21 protein-coding genes are annotated in these 19,104 nt (G+C 36.5%); 7 read left to right on the top strand and 14 right to left on the bottom strand.

The genetic code is table 11. The annotated features are described in order from the left end of the window. Positions 1–179: 179 nt before the first annotated feature. Complete coding sequence (locus ACFYKT_RS12895) at positions 180–1,949, top strand: ABC transporter substrate-binding protein (RefSeq protein WP_389220348.1); 1,770 nt, start codon at positions 180–182, stop codon at positions 1,947–1,949. Positions 1,950–2,008: 59 nt separating this feature from the next. Here ACFYKT_RS12895 and ACFYKT_RS12890 read toward each other — a convergent pair whose 3' ends face one another. The 14 genes from ACFYKT_RS12890 to ACFYKT_RS12825 form a co-directional block, all read right to left on the bottom strand. Continuing rightward, positions 2,009–2,191 (bottom strand): histidine kinase, encoded by a 183-nt coding sequence (locus tag ACFYKT_RS12890; RefSeq protein WP_389220075.1) that lies wholly within the window; start codon positions 2,189–2,191, stop codon positions 2,009–2,011. 150 nt (positions 2,192–2,341) lie between these two features. Next, entirely contained in the window at positions 2,342–2,845 is a 504-nt protein-coding gene (locus ACFYKT_RS12885; RefSeq protein WP_389220073.1) for a CBO0543 family protein, read from the bottom strand. A gap of 140 nt (positions 2,846–2,985) precedes the next feature. Continuing rightward, on the bottom strand, positions 2,986–3,378 hold the full coding sequence (locus ACFYKT_RS12880; protein WP_389220071.1) for a hypothetical protein: 393 nt from the start codon (positions 3,376–3,378) through the stop codon (positions 2,986–2,988). A 67-nt stretch (positions 3,379–3,445) separates the two neighbouring features. Then, complete coding sequence (locus ACFYKT_RS12875; protein ID WP_389220070.1) at positions 3,446–4,390, bottom strand: EamA family transporter; 945 nt, start codon at positions 4,388–4,390, stop codon at positions 3,446–3,448. Positions 4,391–4,594: 204 nt separating this feature from the next. After that, positions 4,595–4,954 (bottom strand): protoglobin domain-containing protein, encoded by a 360-nt coding sequence (locus tag ACFYKT_RS12870; protein ID WP_389220068.1) that lies wholly within the window; start codon positions 4,952–4,954, stop codon positions 4,595–4,597. 210 nt (positions 4,955–5,164) lie between these two features. Then, a complete protein-coding gene (locus ACFYKT_RS12865; RefSeq protein ID WP_389220066.1) occupies positions 5,165–5,833 on the bottom strand; it encodes a phosphatase PAP2 family protein in 669 nt (222 codons plus the stop codon). A 148-nt stretch (positions 5,834–5,981) separates the two neighbouring features. Beyond that, complete coding sequence (locus tag ACFYKT_RS12860; protein ID WP_389220064.1) at positions 5,982–7,214, bottom strand: ATP-binding protein; 1,233 nt, start codon at positions 7,212–7,214, stop codon at positions 5,982–5,984. A gap of 152 nt (positions 7,215–7,366) precedes the next feature. After that, complete coding sequence (locus ACFYKT_RS12855; protein WP_389220062.1) at positions 7,367–7,804, bottom strand: hypothetical protein; 438 nt, start codon at positions 7,802–7,804, stop codon at positions 7,367–7,369. Positions 7,805–8,183: 379 nt separating this feature from the next. Continuing rightward, positions 8,184–8,324, bottom strand: coding sequence for a hypothetical protein (locus ACFYKT_RS12850; RefSeq protein WP_389220061.1), 141 nt, complete (start codon positions 8,322–8,324; stop codon positions 8,184–8,186). A gap of 156 nt (positions 8,325–8,480) precedes the next feature. Continuing rightward, positions 8,481–9,452: an alpha/beta hydrolase gene (locus ACFYKT_RS12845; RefSeq protein ID WP_389220059.1), complete on the bottom strand. Its 972-nt coding sequence runs from the start codon at positions 9,450–9,452 to the stop codon at positions 8,481–8,483. A 119-nt stretch (positions 9,453–9,571) separates the two neighbouring features. Continuing rightward, on the bottom strand, positions 9,572–10,210 hold the full coding sequence (locus ACFYKT_RS12840) for a FusB/FusC family EF-G-binding protein (protein WP_389220057.1): 639 nt from the start codon (positions 10,208–10,210) through the stop codon (positions 9,572–9,574). Positions 10,211–10,334: 124 nt separating this feature from the next. Continuing rightward, entirely contained in the window at positions 10,335–10,607 is a 273-nt protein-coding gene (locus ACFYKT_RS12835) for a CD3324 family protein (protein ID WP_389220056.1), read from the bottom strand. 296 nt (positions 10,608–10,903) lie between these two features. Next, positions 10,904–11,395 carry a DinB family protein gene (locus tag ACFYKT_RS12830; RefSeq protein ID WP_389220054.1) on the bottom strand — a complete coding sequence of 164 codons (492 nt, stop codon included), beginning with the start codon at positions 11,393–11,395 and terminating at the stop codon, positions 10,904–10,906. A gap of 67 nt (positions 11,396–11,462) precedes the next feature. Continuing rightward, positions 11,463–12,572 (bottom strand): citrate synthase/methylcitrate synthase, encoded by a 1,110-nt coding sequence (locus ACFYKT_RS12825; RefSeq protein WP_389220052.1) that lies wholly within the window; start codon positions 12,570–12,572, stop codon positions 11,463–11,465. 113 nt (positions 12,573–12,685) lie between these two features. Here ACFYKT_RS12825 and ACFYKT_RS12820 point away from each other — a divergent pair, with 113 nt between their 5' ends. The 6 genes from ACFYKT_RS12820 (at position 12,686) to ACFYKT_RS12795 (ending at position 19,006) form a co-directional block, all read left to right on the top strand. Next, positions 12,686–13,561: a LysR family transcriptional regulator gene (locus tag ACFYKT_RS12820; protein WP_389220050.1), complete on the top strand. Its 876-nt coding sequence runs from the start codon at positions 12,686–12,688 to the stop codon at positions 13,559–13,561. 84 nt (positions 13,562–13,645) lie between these two features. Next, positions 13,646–14,653, top strand: coding sequence for a DUF3231 family protein (locus ACFYKT_RS12815; protein WP_389220048.1), 1,008 nt, complete (start codon positions 13,646–13,648; stop codon positions 14,651–14,653). Between the two features lie 165 nt (positions 14,654–14,818). Then, positions 14,819–16,420, top strand: coding sequence for a spore germination protein (locus ACFYKT_RS12810; RefSeq protein ID WP_389220046.1), 1,602 nt, complete (start codon positions 14,819–14,821; stop codon positions 16,418–16,420). A gap of 9 nt (positions 16,421–16,429) precedes the next feature. Then, positions 16,430–17,635: a Ger(x)C family spore germination protein gene (locus ACFYKT_RS12805; RefSeq protein WP_389220044.1), complete on the top strand. Its 1,206-nt coding sequence runs from the start codon at positions 16,430–16,432 to the stop codon at positions 17,633–17,635. Then, on the top strand, positions 17,632–17,862 hold the full coding sequence (locus tag ACFYKT_RS12800; RefSeq protein ID WP_389220043.1) for a hypothetical protein: 231 nt from the start codon (positions 17,632–17,634) through the stop codon (positions 17,860–17,862). Before ACFYKT_RS12805 ends, ACFYKT_RS12800 begins: the two co-directional genes overlap by 4 nt. A 16-nt stretch (positions 17,863–17,878) precedes the next feature. Next, entirely contained in the window at positions 17,879–19,006 is a 1,128-nt protein-coding gene (locus tag ACFYKT_RS12795; protein WP_389220041.1) for a GerAB/ArcD/ProY family transporter, read from the top strand. The last annotated feature ends 98 nt before the right edge of the window (positions 19,007–19,104 follow it).

Here is a 19,104-nt window from a genome sequence, read left to right as displayed (position 1 = left end):
GGAGGCTCACCGCCCACCCCACGGGTCGCTGCGTAACCTGGAGCGCAAATCAACCTCTACCAAACCATGTTTGATTAGCAACAATGTTTGCGGAAATAGCCAAAATAAAAATAGAACCATTACAGGAGGAACCTATTGTGAAAAAAACATTTATCCCCCTTCTTCTCATCTTTGTATTAATGCTGGCGGGCTGTGTAAACACAAAGTCAGATGTAGAAGAAGGCAAAGAATCAAAAAATGATGGTGTTACAAATAATGAAAAAGTAGAAATTGAAATTCTTGGAATGAGCAGCAGCGAAGATGATATAAACATTGTCCGCGACCAGCTTGTGAAAAACGGCTTCAATGTAAAGCTGAATATGCAGCCAGACTACGGCAGCTTCAAAGCACAGCAGGATGCTGGGAACTATGATATCGCTCTATCCAGCTGGACAACTGTAACAGGAAATCCCGATTATGCAGTCCGTTCTCTATTCAAATCTGGCGGAGACTACAGTATCATGGCTGATGAAGAAATCGACAAATTGATTGATTTAGCAAGCACACAAACTCCAGAAGATTATGTCGATACTTACAAACAATTAGAACAGCGTCTTGTTTTTGACAAAGCTTATATTGCACCACTGTATATTTCATATAAAGCACAAGGAATAAATAAAGATGTTTTAAATGTTGATACAGTAAGGCTTTCAAAATCACGTGCACTTGCATGGGAAACAATGGACTTTAACGATCCAGCGAAGCGCGAAACAGATTCGCTCATTATGCAGCAGGCGATCTCAACCCTGACGTCCCTTGACCCAATTAAAGGAAACGACGGTTCAATCAATACAATTAACACAAATATGTATGTACGTCTTATTAATCTAACAGATGATGACAAAATTACATCTGAGGGATCATTATCACATAACCACAGCATTGCAGAAGGAAACTCAGAGTACTACTTCCTGTTAAGAGATGATATTAATTTTGCAAAAATCACAGATAAAAAAGCGGTTGATACAGGGGAACGTGTTGGTGCAGATGACGTCATCTTCTCTCTAAATCGTGCAAAAGATAAAGATTCTGTTCCAGATCACCGCACATACAGCCTTCATGAGCATATTAAAGATGCAGAAGTAGTGACAGACCTTAGTGCACTTGATGTGAAAACATCTGGCAATGATAAAACTGTAAGAGAGGCACTTGAGGATGGACTTGATGTGAAAATTTCTGAGCTTGTCGCTGATAAAACACAAGCAAATAATAAAGAAGGAAAATACCAGGTTGTTAAAATGACAACAACTGAGCCTTTTCCACAAGTATTAAACTACCTAGCACACCAATCTGCTGGAATTGTTTCTAAGAAACAAGTGGAAAGCATTAATACGTATGATGTTGCTTCATTTGATGTAAACAAAGATATTCCTTATGGTGACCAAAATACGGTTACTGAGGGCGATAAATACAACAATACACTGTATGCAAGCGGTCCATACATCTTATCTTATAAAAACGATTATGAAGCTATATTCTACAAGAATCCTGGTTATATGAAAGGAACAGAAAACGAGCCGAAGATTTCAAACGTAACTGTTCGTTTCATCCAAGATGCAGACAGTGCACTTTCCGCACTTCGCAACGGGGAAATTCATATGTACTACGGTGTTCCTGAAACAAAATATGATATTGTCGAAAATGACAGCAAGCTACAGCTTCAACGAATTGAAAGCAATGGAGTCAGCTATCTTCTCTTCAACACAGCTAATCGAGAAGTGGCAAAAAGTGATGATTTAAGAAAAGCAGTTCTTTATTCCATCAACCAAGATGAAATATTAAGCTATTATCAAAACAACAAAATTAAAGCAGTTTCTACTGTAAGCCCAATCGTAAATACTGGAAATGAGCTGAAAGCAGATCCAGCGAAGGTAAAAGAATTTTTAACAAACTATAAAGCTAGCAAATAATAATATTTACATGAAGGACAGTCTCAGATATGAGCTGTCCTTTTGTGTGAAAAATAATATTAATCCTTCCCTTTGTCTGCATTAAATAAGAAATAGGCGATGCCCCCTGACAATACAGCCGCACCTGCTGAAATGACCAGTCTGATTGGGAGATCAATTTCTGAGTAATCCTTTGCAAGCATTCGCATTGCAATAATTGCTACTAGAATCATAATGGGGATAACATAAGCTAATTTTTTCAACGTGTAACTTCCTTTCAACTACTAACATTCAGATAAATAAATCACAACACCTATTATAATAAAAATAGGAGATATAAAGGACTTTGTTAATAAAAATAAAAAATGCGATCTTCATTATTGAAGAACCGCACTTCATCTATTTTTAATCTTTCAAGTACCTTGCTGATCTGCATTAGCAAGGTGCTGTACCTTAAAAAACCACCGATGATAAACACGTGAGATAAAGTAGGAAATCCATATAGTAGAAAAAGTCCAATACCATGCCCATCTCTTGTACTTAATCAATTGGGTATATTTCTCAATAAATGCCTCAATAATTGTAATAAATGATGTATGCAGAAAATAGTAGAGCAATTTAGTTCTGCTATTTTTCCCTTCTGGAAAATGCAAATTAAACAGGGCACATAAAGATGGATATACAAAATACTCAAATGTAAAACTTGATTTCGTTGTTTTTTTGAAGAATAAGCGATATGGATATGTAATATTTCCCTTTTCAACGACTAATAGGCCAAAGAGCCAGGTTACTAATTGTTTAAATAGAAAGGATACAGTTGCTTCACGAATTCTATTTTTGGGGACAAATAATATTAATAATAAAGACGTGATAATCCAAATTGAAATTTCCATTCTTCTTTCAACTTTGTAACGCATAATTATTCACTCCTAACAGAGTTAATATGCCCCAAAAGAATCTCTTTATATAACGAAAATCATTTTCTATTTTATTCAAAAGAAAAGAGCCCTATAGGCTCAATATATTGTTAGAAACTAGAATTGAAAGAACATGTCGACTACTCCACATGCTTTACATAAATCGCCTGAGATGATTGAATAATCTTACAGCCCTCTAAATCCTCTTCCTTTAATAAACCAAGATTTAATGCCGATTTGATTTTTTCCTCATCTGGCCTTTTTTGAATCAAATCCTCTAGATTTAATTCCTCTAAACGATTTACAGTAATAGCCTGGTTATATTTCTCAGTTATTCTCACTTGCCTTTGTAATTTATAATCCCCAATGTTCAGATCACCTTTTGTGTTTTTTCCAACTGACATATCAAAATATTGATTAAAAGCTAGCTTCAATTCATTCAATTGCGCTTCAATCTCTTTTTTCTTAAGATTTAGTTGGTGATAGTTAGAAAGCATCTCGCTCGTAATTAAAGAACCTGAATTGTTTTTCAATCGATCCCCTCATTCCACTAATGATATTTCATCATATTGTGAAATGAGTGGAGATATTCCCCATAAATTATGCACTTAATGAATTTACTTTCGAATCTTCTTTATTTTTTACAAAGGATAATATAATGATTGTACTTATAATACATAATGTCCCTAACCACTCTTCTAATCCAAAGGATACATGAAGCCAAACAATTGATAAGAAGGCCGCTGATAGCGGTTCAACACTGGCTAATATACTTGTTTCCGAAGCACTAATATATTTGAGGCTTTCTAAATAGCAATAAAAAGCAATAAGTGTTCCAAAAATAATGATAAATAGAACAGCAAAAAAGGCGTTAAACGACCACTGTCCAACAAATTTCCAAGGCGGATGAATAAAGCTAAAAGAAGTTCCCCCTATTAACATCCCCCAGCCAATCACGATAGCTGACCCCCATTTAGCAAGAAGTCTAAGAGGCTGCAATGTATAGTAGGCCAAAGCAACAGCGGAAGTCAGTCCCCAAAATAAGGCAATACCTGAAATGGATAAACTGCTCATACTCCCCTTTGTCACCAGTAGAAAAGTACCTAAAAGCGCTAGAACAACAGCAAAAAATTCTTTTATTGTCGGAAGCCTTTTTACCCTAATAGCCAAAAAGCATGAAATCATCGCAGGAGCTAAATATTGTAAGACAGTAGCTGTAGCTGCATTAGAATGATTAATGGCTGCGAAAAAGGTATATTGGACCGCTAGCATTCCAAAAATACTGAATAACACAAGGCTTGAAACATCCTTTTTATCTTTCCATATGTCCCATATTCTCTGATTGCCTTTTAAACTCGCTAAGCATAAAAGAATGGTGCCAGAAACGAGCAATCGGACTACAACTAACCACTCAGGGCTCAATCCATTGTATTGAAATAAATACTGAGCAACCGTACCCGATATCCCCCATAAAACAGCCCCTATTAATACCATTGCAATTCCCTTCGTTCTCGAAGAAGAAATCATTAAATTTTCTGCGGACATAAGTTTACCTCTTATAATTGATTTTTTCCAGCTAGATTAATATGTAGTATATCACACATTAAAATTTCATCTACCACTATTTTGCAAGTGGTGCCAGGTACCACAGAAAGACAAAAGCACCATATTTGTACACAGCTGGAGCACAATGAAATCCTTTTTACAATAAAAAGACCAGAAGGATTTTCCCTTCTGGTCAATGTTGAATTACTTATTAATTAAATGGTCCACCAAAGACCCTATTTTCTTCAATAACCTCAGCTTTATCGATTCTTCTATCTCCATTTCATTTATGGTTTCTTCCATTGTACTCATCCAGATTCCAGCTCGTTCTGGTGTTGTTTGAAATGGGTGCCTATCATTTACCTGTTTAACCTTCTGTTCATCATCCGCTGGTGAATCATCTGAAATCAATCGACTTATAAACGAACGCTGTCTGCTTTTGAGCAGTTCAATATCCACCCCTCGTTCAGCAAACATCACACTATAATAAGAATCCTTTGTTAATTTACTATAAAAGCGGTCGACTAATTCTTCAATCTTTTCTTGGTCTAGTGTGTTAGACATCGTATTCATACCCCTTATTCCATTCGTATTTTTAATATTATTATAGTGAATATACGAAAAATAGCTGTGAGAAAAAACACACCTATTTAAATTGCTAAAATAAATAGACCCTCCGCTGCTGAGAGCCTCCTAAACCTTTTACTTTGTATTAGAATTGGATTAAGAATAAAAAGTTTTTTGGGGAAAATTGTATTAGAACGTTTCTCGTCCTTAGCTAGTCCATCTCTGGTAACTCCGTCTCCTACTACGTCTTTCTTGATATCTTTGGAAAATCCAAATAACTATTCCAAGCCAGCATCCACTTGCAAAATAGCCAGCGATGATATCACTTGGATAATGAACCCCTAGATAGATTCGACTTATTCCAATTGCCAAAATCATTAATACACTGATAATAATTAAAATGGTTCGACCAGCTCTTGTAGGTATATGCCACCATAAAAGAAAAGAAGTAATTGTATATACTGTAAATGCATTCATCGCATGTCCGCTCGGAAAACTGTAGTTATCTATCTCAATTAGGCGGTGCAGGTCGGGTCGAGCCCGTTGAAAAGAGTACTTTAATAGTTGATTTAACAATGCAGATCCTACAATTGAAACAATAAATAAAATCAGTTCTATACGATGTTTAAGAACTAGGTATAAAAAAAATATTACAAGTAAAGTTAGAACAATTACTGAATTCGTATCACCAATAAATGTGAAAAATTTCATAACAAGGGTCAAGGCTGAGTTTTCAAATCCTTGTATAAAGGAAATAACCATACTGTCAAATTGAACTACTTTATTAGCACTAACAATGAATGCTACGAAACTGAAAGCAAGTAGAGATATCAAGGCTATAATAAAAGGGATCGAATGCTGAGACTTTTCTGTCATCTACTATATCACCTCTAATAGTAATTAAAATATTTTATCCCATAATTTTTAGGGTGGCATTTATCCAATCTTTTATTAATAGATAGACAAAAAAAGTGTGCTAATCCATATTGGATTAACACACTTTTTTGTTTTCCAAGCATACTGATCATTGAACAATTGGCAGAATCACTTCTACCTTTGTTCCCTTATTCGATTCACTTTCTACTTTTAATTTTCCTTGATGGTCTTCTATTATTTTCTTTGTAACGATAAGGCCAAGACCTGTCCCATCTTCTTTCGTCGTGTAAAATGGGGTAAATAGCTTATCCATATCCGTTTGATTTATGCCACAGCCTTGATCAATAAAACTGATTGATATTGTATGCCTTGAGTCATGCTTTAAAATAATCTTCAGTACCCCACCATCATCCATTGAATCCAGACCATTTTTAATAAGATTCATACATACTTGCTTAATCTGATTTTCTACACATTCAATTGAAGGAATCGAATCATTCATTTCTACTGAAAACGAAATCCTTTTTTTGATAGCCAGTTGCTGGGTTATCGATATTACATAGGTAATAATCTCTTGCACATTGCTCTTTTGAAACTGGGTAGATCTTGGTTTTCCTAGCAGCAATAGATCATTAACTATTAAATCAATCCGTTCAATTTCTTGTTCCATTATGGAAAAGTATTTCTGATCCTGGACATATTTTTCTTTTTGCAGCTGTGTAAACCCCTTTAATGAAGCCAGTGGATTTCTTATTTCGTGCCCAATCGCGGTAGCCATCTGACCAATAAAAGCAAGCTTTTCCTTATGCCGCAATTCCTCATAAGCAGAAGTCAATGCCCGAATATAGGAAGAAAAACGATTTAGTATAATGTAGGCAATCACTGAAAAGGTAATGAGCAAAACAACGGGAAAAACTACAGTCAGTGACTTAATTGCTACCCCTACAATTAAATACCTAAAAATAGATACAATAGAAGCGATCCAATAAAACCGTTTATTTATAAAGATGGGTGCAAATAGAATAAGAATCAGCTCTGCCACATTCCCACTTCTATATTCACTATATTCATTCGAGAACAGAACGATGTCGCTAATTGCAGTAAGCAGCATGTAAACAGTAATGTAAATATATTTGATTGCTTGCTGCTTTCCCCTTTTTATTAAAAGATAGGAAACTGGAATTAGTCCAAAGATAATCACATAATTCCAATAAGCTAGTGGGCTGTCAAACCCTGGATCTTTGTGGAGAATAAACTTTGGATATAAATAGTAGTAAAAGAAATCATATAACACTAAGGTAATATAAAAAGTTACTAAATAAACTTTAAGTGCACGCTTCTCTTCATGAAGCAGCCAAGTATTGATATTCTGTTTGTTCATACATTTCCTCTCAAAAATAGATTACTTTTATTATAACCCTTAGGGATTAAAAATCGACAAGTTCCTACTTTTCTCTACTGTTTTTTTCCCTAGCAAAGGGGATTTTGGGATGAACAAGAAAAAGGGCACTGCTGTAGATAAGCATGGCCCTTTTAGACTTTCCTCTTCTTATGATTTATTCTCAGCATTGCCATAATTACAGCAACAATAAATACTGCAAAGATCAGCAAATGAATGTCAATCTCCGTTCTATGATTAGGTGATTCATAAATGAAGACAGCCTTCTTCCATTCATGTTTTTCTACTTCAACAGCAATTGCCTTTTGAGGAGAGATGCCTTTTATCTCATAATACTTCGTGCCTTTAGGGTATAGATTTGATGCATCACCAAAATACTCTCCAGTCATATCGTTTATGCCTCTTTTTACTTTGCCAATAACGCCCCCGATATCGAATACCTCTTCATCTGTTACTTCATATACATTTCCTTTCCACACAACAAAAGGATAGGCCCAGTCAAGTGCTTGAACAGACAACTGACTTGTTATTGTTAAAATGAAACACAAGAGAAATAGGATGATTTTACGCAAAGATATTCCCGCCTTTCTTGCCTATTCCACCTCCGAAGCAAAAGCATAGAATTCATCCCCATTGGGTACATAAATTACTAACTTTTCATTTCGGTTCCTTTCCTTTTTATTAATAGACGTTTTTTCCCAAATTCTGTTTCAAACAGGATTCCTTTAAATCCTGAAAAATAAAGTGTTCTTTAGAGGTGCATGACTGATTGGGCACATTCTTACCAGAATTTCTTCACTTTGGTAGCCAAGACCCCCTATTGACGACCGTACTCACTAAGTTTTCATCATTTCGGTAGCCAAGACCCCCTATTGGCGACCGTACTCACTAGGTTTTCATCAATTCGGTAGCCAAGACCCCTAATTGGCGACCGTACTCACTGGGTTTTCATCAATTCGGTAGCCAAGACCCCTTATTGACGACCGTACTCACTAAGTTTTCATTATTTCGGTAGCCAAATACTCCCCAGTTGGCACCGGTTTTGGTAATATAAATGGCATTTAATTTGACATCAATTTTTCGTTGTACCATAAGTATCGTCACTTGATATTTAACTTATTTATTATCGTATCAATTCTTCTTTAAACACCCTCTAAACCCTTGGTAAGACAACAAAAAAGGCATACGTCAAATCGTATGCCAATTTGTATGTCAATTTATCTTCGTGAACCCTTTATCCTGAAAAACCTAGGAGGATTTGTTTGTTACCGTATCAAAGGTGACAGGGATGATATTCTTTTCAGTCCACTCTTTTATAATTTCAAGCATTTCTGGACTCAAAGGTTTTGAAATGCTTTTTTTATAGATAGATTTCAGCTTGATTATGGATGTAGGTTCTTTTTGATCTCTAAGAAGATGATTCATCTTTGTTACTTTATAGGCATCCACTAGCCCTTTTATTTTTTCAGCATAGACATGGACATGTTCGGGGTTTACCTGTACATCCTTGCTTCCAGTTATCGCAAGTACCGGGCATGTAATTGCCGAGAGATCTTCATCATTCATATATTGAAAATGTTCTCTCATCCATTTGGCATTAATTTTCGCAATGCCCTTCTTTATTACTGTTTGATCAGATTCCAAGATTTCATCGAAAAGCTTCTTTTGCTTTGATGAGGTTTTGTGTACTTTTAACCCTCGCAGCAGCATACCAAGGAACCCCTTCATATTCGCAACTTCCGCGTCAACAAAACGAGCCTGCAATTCAGTTGCGTTCCGCACATTATCAGCTTGGCCAGCAAGTAAAATAAGTCCAGCTGCATGGACTTGTCTATTAATGGCTGGTGCAAGTGTGCATCCTTCACTATGTCCAAGCAGGAAAATTCGTTCGGGATCAATTCCAGGAATTCCTCTTGCAGCCTGAACTGCAGCAATACCATCACTTACCAAATCCCACATTCCTGTTTCATAGAAACTGCCACCGCTCTCTCCTGCTCCACGCTTATCGTACCTGAGCGTTGCCACACCAAGAGATGCAAAAAACTCTGCCAGCATTTTATATGCATTCATCGGCATATTTTTCACGCTTCCATCCCGATCAACCGGCCCTGAACCATGAAGTATAACAATAAGTGGAAGCTTTTCATTCTTATGTTCAGGCAGATATACTGATCCTTTTAACATAACATCTGTTTGAAACGTTATTAATTGTTCTTTCATTGTCATCCCTCGCTATCTTCTTTAAAGATATGACGGATAGCTAACAGATATCGTTCATTTTTTTATTAAAAAATGACACAACAATCCAGAAGTTATGCAAAAGAGACCTCATCACCTATTCATCCCTTCATTCCTTCAATAAAATCCTCCAATTTATCAAGTGTTTTAATGTTTTGATTACATTTTTGACTATCCTGACAAATATAATTTCCTCTTCTAATAAATGTTCCTTGCTCGGATCCTTTTGTTTCCGTGATAAACATCCCTATTTCTTCAAGACCATGGCAGATTGCACATATCCCTTTTTTACTAGCATTTTTAAAAGAACCATGGAGTCCAACTAATTTCTCGTTTTTCTCAGCTACGATATACTTTTTATTTGAGCCTGTATCATTCCACCCGAAATAAGATATTTCATGTCTATCTAGCTGATCTACTGAAGGTACCTTTAATTTCTTTGCCTTTGGGAATAATTTTTTTATGGATTGTTCTGTTATATTTTTAAACGGAATCACATACTGCTTTAATTGTGATAAAAAGGCCTCCGCCTGCTCTTTCTCTCTAATATCAATGATTGGATTGAACACTTGTCTTTGCTCTTCAGTTAGATCATTGAACAAATGAATAATCTTTTCATCTGTGAGGGTTTTCAAAGCGTTCAGTACCCCCTTATCATTGACGGTTGTATATCCATTTATCAGTATTTGAATTTGATTTTTTATATAGTTAAATTGATCACTTCTAATGAAGGGCTCCATTCCTTTTCCACTCCTGTCAAAAAACATATTTCTATTAAAATGTTATATGGTGGACTTCGTTGATTCAATGGAAAAATTGGTTAGGAATTAAAGATGCCATATAAAAGACACTGATAAACAAATATCAGTGCCTCATTTTTGAATATGCAATTTTTTTTATTGTTTCGGATGAGAGATAATATTCCTCAGCTAATTGATCAATTGTCCTTCCGCTTTTAAATGCCGTTCTTATTGCAGAATTTCTTTCATCAATTGCCTGTCTTGAACCTGATCGCGTACCCCATTTACGATGGGATGCTTTCTTTTTCGGGATATAAATCGTCTCTCCCTGGATATATTTTTGAATTTCTAGAATTAAATTTTCCGGTAGTATTGCGGTTGCTTTTACATATTTCATTTCTGCCAGCCCCTCATTTATTTACTAAAAATAAGGTGCAAAGCCAAATGAATTAGAAAAGCGTACTTGGGCGATTTCTATAATCAAAGTCTACCCCATGCAAAGTATCGCCTTTCCAATACTAGGCTTTGCATGAGATGCTGCAGAATCTGGCCTTCTTATCGCCAAGTCCATCACCTCCTAAACTAGCTTTTCATACTATTATAATAAAAGATCGCTATTCATTGCCAATGGAACATTTTGTACCATGTTCTTCCGCCTATTTCTTTTAATTTTCTAACTTCTATCACAAAAAATTATTTACTTTGTTCAGGCAAAGGAATAATTCCTCTCCGAATAAAGTTTGCGGATACTGGCTTCTTCCCTATTTCTCTTGCCCAAACAGAGATTTGGCCAATATGATGAATTTCGTGAGCAATCATATGACGCATCACTTCACCCCAGGTAAGGATTTCTATCTGTCCATCTGGTAAAGAATTATGAAGGAGATTGCTTTCCATACTTGCATCCCAATTTCTTACGAATTCTTCTACTTCTACACGAAATTTTGCATCAAGCTCTCTTACCTTTTGTAAGCTGTTATACTCATCAAAGCTTTCCTGAAAATCTGGTTTGCCTTGAAGAAGGCGAATCCAGCTCCATTCAACATCAATAATGTGAAAAAGTGTATGCAGAATTCCTCCTACTCCTCCTGTTCGGACAAGAAGCAGCTCCTCCACTTCAACCTCTTCACACCATTGATACCAATCTTCTCTAATCAACCAATTATAGTGAAACAACGCTTTCATAAGGTTCCTCCATTTTATCAAAAAATTCCAAATATATAAGATGAATTCTACCATAAGAAGGCGTTTTTCACACTTGAATTGAGTCTTCTTTCTTTTTAATTGGCCCGATATACTTTGATTGTGGCCTGAAGATCACATTGTTTTCTGCTTGTTCTAAAATATGGGCGCTCCAGCCGACTATGCGGCTTGCCGTGAAGGTTGGGGTGAATAATTCCTTCTCCATTTGGACTGCTTTCATAATCGCAGCTGCATAAAATTCTACATTTGTATAGAGAGACCTTCCTGGCTTTACTTCCTCTAGAATTTGTACTCCCAACTTTTCTACTTTCATAGAAAGATCAAGCCATTTATCTTCACCGGAAAACGCTTTGAGTTTTGATTTCAAAGCAACTGATCTAGGATCAATTGTTTTATAAATCCGATGTCCAAACCCCATTAATTTTTTCCCGCGTTTTAATATGTTCCTAATGACCTTTTCTGCATCCCCTTGTTCATTCACTTCATTTAATAAAGAGATCACTTCTGAAGGTGCCCCCCCATGCAAAGGTCCCTTCATCGTTCCAATCGCAGAAGTAATCGCAGAAACTATATCAGACTCAGTAGAAGCCGTTACTCTTGCTGAGAATGTAGAGGCATTCATCCCATGCTCCATCGTTAGGATCATATACGTTTCCAAAGCATTTACATGCGCTTTCGTAGGAACTTCTCCTTTAAGCATATAAAGATAGTTCTCCACATGATTTAGTTCAGGTTTTGGCGGGATAAATGTTTTCCCTTCTAGATGTCTTCTTCGAAAGGCAATAATGGTTGGTGCCATAGCAGTCATTCTTATTGCCTGTTCAATGGTCGGCTTCCATCGATATGCCTTTCTGCCTTCAGCGGAGAGGATCGTTCTCAAAGCACTCATCAGATCCATTTCATCTGGTAAGCTGACAATTAAGTCAATTATATAGCTAGGAAGTTGCCGATTCCCGACCAAAGAAACTTTCAAATCATGTAATTGCTCACCTGTCGGAAACTCACCATACCATAAGAGATAGGCCGCTTCTTCAAAGGTACATTGATCAATAATCTCCCCAATTTCATATCCTCGATAAATAAGCTGACCCTTTTCTCCATCTACATGACTAATCCCCGTTTCAGCTGCAATAACCCCTTTTAAGCCGTAATGGATCATGTTCATTTCCCCTTTCCTTATTTAGGTAAATTATATAGAATAAATATAATTAAGAAAATTAAATATTTTTAAATATTTTGATTAACTTTATTAATAATAGGGAGTTGAATTGGTTGGAGTTTAGCTGGATCAATACTTTTCTAACAGCTGCTATAAATGGTAATTTTAGAAAAACGGCAGAATTACTGTATATTTCACAGCCTTCTGTTACTGTTCATATTCAAAATCTCGAGAAAGAACTAGGGGTTCGATTATTTGAACGCGAAGGCAGAAAAATGAAATTAACAGAAGAAGGAAGAAGGTATATTCCTCATGCGAAAGCATTGATGGAGATTTACCAAAAAGGGGTAGACGACCTGCAATCTTTCAGTCAAGGATATACATCGAAGCTATCACTCGCTATTTCCCCATTGATTGCTGATACAATCCTTCCGTTTGTTCTGAAAAAATATATGACCATCCATCCAAATGTTGAAGTTTCTGTACAGGTTCTTGAATCCAGAGACATTGAAAGAGCTGTTCAAACTGACGACATTGATATCGGCCTTTCCTGTCTTCCTAGTAAGGATCCTGATTTACATTGCGAAGTGCTTTATAAAGATGAAGTGAAATTAATTGCTCCACACGACGGATTGGATGCGGAATCCGCTCCTCCATTAGATGAAGAAGAAATATTAATGAAAAGCTATTTACTTACAGATAATCATCCAGTCTATTGGGAAACATTGAGCCAGGAAGTAAAGCACAAGTTTCCGTATGTAAAGATGATGAAGGTTTCGCAAATCCATATTACAAAAAGATTCATCATTGAGGGATTAGGTGTTTCCTTTCTGCCTATCTCAACCGTACGACGTGAATTACTTGAAGGATGGTTATTGGATGTTCCATGCTCCATCACACTTCCTGAGGCTTACACTTATGCCATTATGAAATACAATCATTCAAAGCAAAAGGAATTTATGAGGTTCTTAATGAATTATCGAATATGATTCTCATGCATCGAGAATCATATTTTTTTCTGTAAAGGAGAATACTGTTAGTAAGATTCATACTTCGGTTAGGAGGGCATTTTCATGGACATCGATCATACTCATATTAAATTAACGGCAAGTGAGCTAGCTTCCATATTTGGTTCCTATTTAACTAATTCGTTAGCCGTTTGCGTCCTTTCATATTTTTTAGAGCATGTAGAGGATACTGATATTAAACCTTGTTTAAAATATGGATTGGATTTATCCGTTAAACATATTGAAAGTTTAAAGGAGATTTTTACGACGGAAGACATCCCCGTTCCCATCGGATTTACAGAAAAGGATGTTGATGTGAAGGCACCAAGGCTATTTACTGATGAATTAATGCTTCATTATGTTCAAAGTATTGGTTTAATGGGAATAAATTTATATGGGATGTCCATTCCTAACTCTGCACGCAAGGATATTCGAGAGCTTTATACATCTAGTTTACAATCATTCACCGAACTATTTAATCGAACAACGGATGTATCCCAATCAAAAGGACTTTATATTCGCTCTCCCTATATCCCCTACCCGAAACAAAATGAGTTTGTGGATCAACAGCATTTCTTAGCTGGATGGATAGGTGAACAAAGAGCCTTAACAAGTATGGAAATTTCATTTCTGTTCCTTAATTTGTACCGCAATATGTTTGGAAGTTCCATATTAACTGGTTTCTCTCAAGTTGCACAATCAAAAGAAGTACGAAAATATATGACTCGAGGAGCAGAGATTGCTCAACATTATAGTGCTGTTTTCGGGAAATTTCTAGGAGAGAGCAACTTACCTACACCCGTTCCATGGGCTTTAACGGCTACTGCATCCAAAGAGCCAGTATTTTCCGATAAACTATTAATGTTCCACACGTCTACATTAAATAATGCGGGTATCGGTTTTTATGGACAAAGCGTTGGCGGAAGTCTTAGAAAGGATATTGCAGCAGCGTATAGTCGTTTAATTGTAGAGGCTGGTGAGTACTCTTTAGATGGTGCAAAAATTATGATTGAACATGGTTGGATGGAAAAACCTCCTTCTGCTCCCGATCGAAAAAAATTAGCAAGAGGATAAATAATAGCGAAAATCATTATAAAAGCTGTTTTCCTTTTAAAAAAGGAATCAGCTTTTTTTTAGGCCATTATTAGATCCAATAAATGTCACCACTCACTTTACGTCTTTTACATAATTTGAGAAATACTGCTAAGAATATTTAAGTGAACTGAGGTGAGTGATGTTATGGCGATAGGAACAATCCGACGAACATTGAAAAATGTTTTTCGAAAAACGGAAACAAAAAAAAATAGTGAACATTCTACTAAACATGATAGCAAGCTGGCCTCGTCTTTAGATAACAATGTCAACCATATTAAAAGTAAATTCGGAAACAGTACGGATCTTGTAATCCGAAAGATCAAAATAGGGCCAGATAATCAGATTGATGCCGCTCTTATATATACAGATGGCCTAATTGACACCTCTTCACTTCAGGATCTAATTGATACATTGATTTATAAGATACAAATTAACGATCTCGAATTTCCAGCTAAAGACAATATTTCACTGATTTCTGCGATTAAAGAAAACACTGTTCCTATTGGAGAAGTTAGCGATGCCAGGGATTTTGACACTTTAATTTCTAATATTCTTTCTGGACACGCTGCTTTATTAGTCAACAATCAGGCTCAAGCCATAACTGTAAGTATACCTGGCTATGAAAAGCGAAGTATTGAGGAACCACAGTCTGCAACTTTAATTAAGGGACCACGAGATGGATTTACAGAAACATTAGGAACTAATACTTCCCTATTAAGACGAAGAATAAGAAGCTCTGACCTTTGGATGGAATCCAAGGAGATTGGTCGATTGACAAAAACAAAAGTGGTTGTTGCTTATATCAAGGGGATTGCCAATGAGGATGTACTTAAGGAAGTCCATGAACGATTAGACCGGATTAATATCGATGCCATTTTGGAAAGCGGCTATATCGAGGAACTGATTCAAGATGAAACTTTTACTCCATTCCCTACTGTTTTTAGTACAGAAAGACCTGATTCAGTAGCAGGAAAGCTTTTGGAGGGCCGTGTCGCCATATTTGTAGATGGATCTCCATTTGTATTGGTTGTACCCAGTTTAATTGTTGAATTTTTTCAAGCGAGCGAAGATTACTACCAACGGGCAGATATTGCAACCTTATTGCGGCTTTTGCGCTTTTTTTGCTTTTTCTTAGCTTTATTGGCCCCTTCACTCTATATCGCAATCTTAACTTATCATCAGGAGATGCTTCCTACGATGCTATTAATCGGGATTGCTGCACAGAGAGAGGGAGTTCCCTTCCCAGCCTTTCTAGAAGCCGTGATGATGGAAATCGCTTTTGAAATTTTACGCGAAGCGGGCGTTCGAATGCCTCGTGCTGTCGGTCAAGCAATGAGTATTGTTGGTGCATTAGTGCTAGGTCAAGCAGCAGTACAAGCAGGTCTTGTCTCACCTGCAATGGTCATTGTCGTTTCATTAACAGCAATCGCTAACTTTTGTTTCCCAGCCATAAATCTGGCTACGACCATTCGAATTTTGCGCTTTGGAATGATGATATTGGCTGCTGTGTTCGGATTAATCGGGATCATGTTCGGTCTTATTTTGCTGTGCATTCACTTAAGCACTCTGAGATCTTTCGGAGTCCCTTACACGACTCCAGCTGCACCCTTTATTTTGCAAGATCAAAAGGACGTATTCATTCGCTTTCCATGGTGGGGCATGTTTTCCCGTCCTCGGTTAATCAGTCAGAACAATGTTATCAGAGAACAAAACAATCCCACACCTAAGCCAGAAATACGAAAGTAGTGAGCTTTCATGAGAAAAAGATGGGCGTTTATTCTAACAGCCTTTCTAATACTTTCTACTCTAACAAGTTGCTGGAGTCGTAAAGAAGTTGCTAATTTAGCCATTGCTGTCGCATTAGGAATCGACAAACAGGAAGGCGAATATATTGTTTCTGTTCAAATTATCAACCCAGCAGAAACAGCTTCGTCAGAAAAAGCTGGGGGCTATGATACCCCTGTGACAACCTATACAGCAAGAGGACAAATGTTAGTGGAAGGCTTAAGGAAATTAACAAAGGAAATACCAAGAAAAGTATATCTTGCTCACCTTCGAATGATTGTCATTGGAGAAGAAATAGCAAAAGAAGGCATTTATGATGCGCTTGATTTTCTATCAAGGGACCATGAAATGAGGACTGATTTCTATATTATTGTAGCCAAAGAACATACTGCTGTAGAAATACTCAAAGTCTTGACTGGAATAGAAAAAATACCAGCAAATAAATTGTTTAACTCCCTCGAAATCTCTACTGAAGAGTGGGCAGCAACAGGAAAAATACGACTTAATGAATTAATGGATGATATTGTAAGTGAAGGCACACAGCCAACATTAACAGGGGTTATCATAAGAGGTAATCCAAAGGAAGGAATGAAGAAAGAAAATGTAGAAATGATTTCCTCTAAGACATTCCTTTCCTATTCTGGTATAGCAGCTTTTCATAAAAACAAATTGGTTGGCTGGTTAAATGAGGATGAGAGCAAGGGATTCAATTATATTAAAGATAATGTGCATAGTACTGTTGTTGTATTTGAAATGAATGATGGGGATGTAGCGGTCGAAGTAATCGACTGCAAAACCGATATCATCTCACAAATTAAAAATGGAGCCCCAAGCTTCGAAGTGAAAATTACGGGGGAGGGGAATGTGGCCGATGTGAATACTAAATTAGACCTAATGAATCCAAACGTAATTGGGGAGCTTGAAGAAAAAGTTAATAAAGATATAAAAGATGTTATACAGTCTTCTTTAAACAAAGCGCAAAAAGAATACGAAACAGATATTTTTGGTTTCGGTGAACAAATACACAAAAATGAACCAAAAGAATGGGAAACAATCAAGAAACAGTGGTCTGATCTATTTCCAGAAGTGCCAGTTAACATAAATGTCAAAATCAAGATACGTCGAGTAGGAACGATTTCTAACCCGTTCCATAATGAATTGTTAGAGGAGAAATGATGGTGCTTAAAAGTCTTGGATTAATCCTCATTTATTTAGCCATTTCTTATTTTCAAATTCGCCAATTAATAAAAGATAAAATGAAGCGTGAGATATGGATATATTCAATCATTATGCTAGTTGTTACTGGGATTACAATTGCAATGATTTATAAAATCCCTATCCCTAATCCATTGAATTTAATTGCATTCATACTGAAACCGTTGACCAAAATCATCTCACTATAACAAGGCGGCAAGGGGGTTGGCTAAATTGATTGAAAAAGGAAGGATTAGTCCACTTCAATTAAGTATATTAGTATTTATATTTACTATAGGCACCACGGTTCTAGCCATTCCTTCTGTTATGACAGCTAGAGCAAACCAAGATGCATGGCTATCCTCCCTTATTGGTATTCTTCTATGTGTGTTCCTTGCTGCCTTCTTTGCCCTTTGTGCAAAACCCATCGGAAGAGAAACGTATATACAATACCTTGAAAGAGTGTATGGCAAAGTAATTGGGAAAATAATCGGTGTTACATATGTTTTCTTCGGCTTTATTGGAACAAGCACACTTCTTTTCCAATTCGGCAACTTTGTCACAACCCAAATGTTAGTCGAAACGCCAATAGAAATCATAAATCTCATGCTTGTCCTGCTCATTATTGCGAGTCTTCGAGCAGGACTTGAAGTACTAGCACGAACAAGTGAACTTCTGTTTCCATGGTTTATGTTTCTATTTATTGCTTTAGTCATTCTATTACTTCCTCAAATTGAGCTCGATCGTATCAGTCCGTTATATGAAGCAAAAATTAATGATCACCTTTCAGCTGCACTGGACTTTGTCTCATTCGCAGGATTTCCTTTAGTTGTTTTTTTGATGTTTTATCCTGGAAACATCAATCGTCCAGACAAAGTAAAATGGAATTTAATTTTAGGAACATTTTTCGGGGCATTAGTTGTAGGGGTTTTTGTGTTTTTATGTATTTTAGTTCTAGGGTCTGCTGCCACTGCACGGCAGATCTATCCTAGTTATGTACTCGCGAAAACAGTTAGTGTGTTTGATATTATTGAAAGAATTGAAGCAGCGATGGCTAGCATGTGGATACTTTCCATCTTCTTTAAAACAGCTATCTATTTCTACGCCTGTGTTGTTGGCCTTGCAGAAATATTAGAAGTTAAAAATTATCGATTTCTAGCCCTGCCAATCGGAATTCTTACATTTTTATTTTCTATGGTTGTCTATCCAAATGTTGCATTCATGAGCCATTGGGATAATACATATTGGGTCGTTTATTCTATGATTATGGGATTTTTCATCCCACTTTTCACTTTAATTCTTCATAAAATTAAAAGCCTTGCTAAACCAGAGAGTATAAGCAATGACACGTAAACCCGCTGCAGTTTCATTTAATTGATCAAACGTTTGATTAAGAGTCTTATCCTCATTAATCAAACGCTTGATTACTGCTATATTTACAATCTTCTACC

The organism is Cytobacillus mangrovibacter (assembly GCF_042865275.1).
Classification (GTDB): domain Bacteria; phylum Bacillota; class Bacilli; order Bacillales; family Cytobacillaceae; genus Cytobacillus; species Cytobacillus mangrovibacter.
Note: the sequence above shows the minus strand (reverse complement) of the source record. Positions and strands in the feature narration are given on the sequence as shown.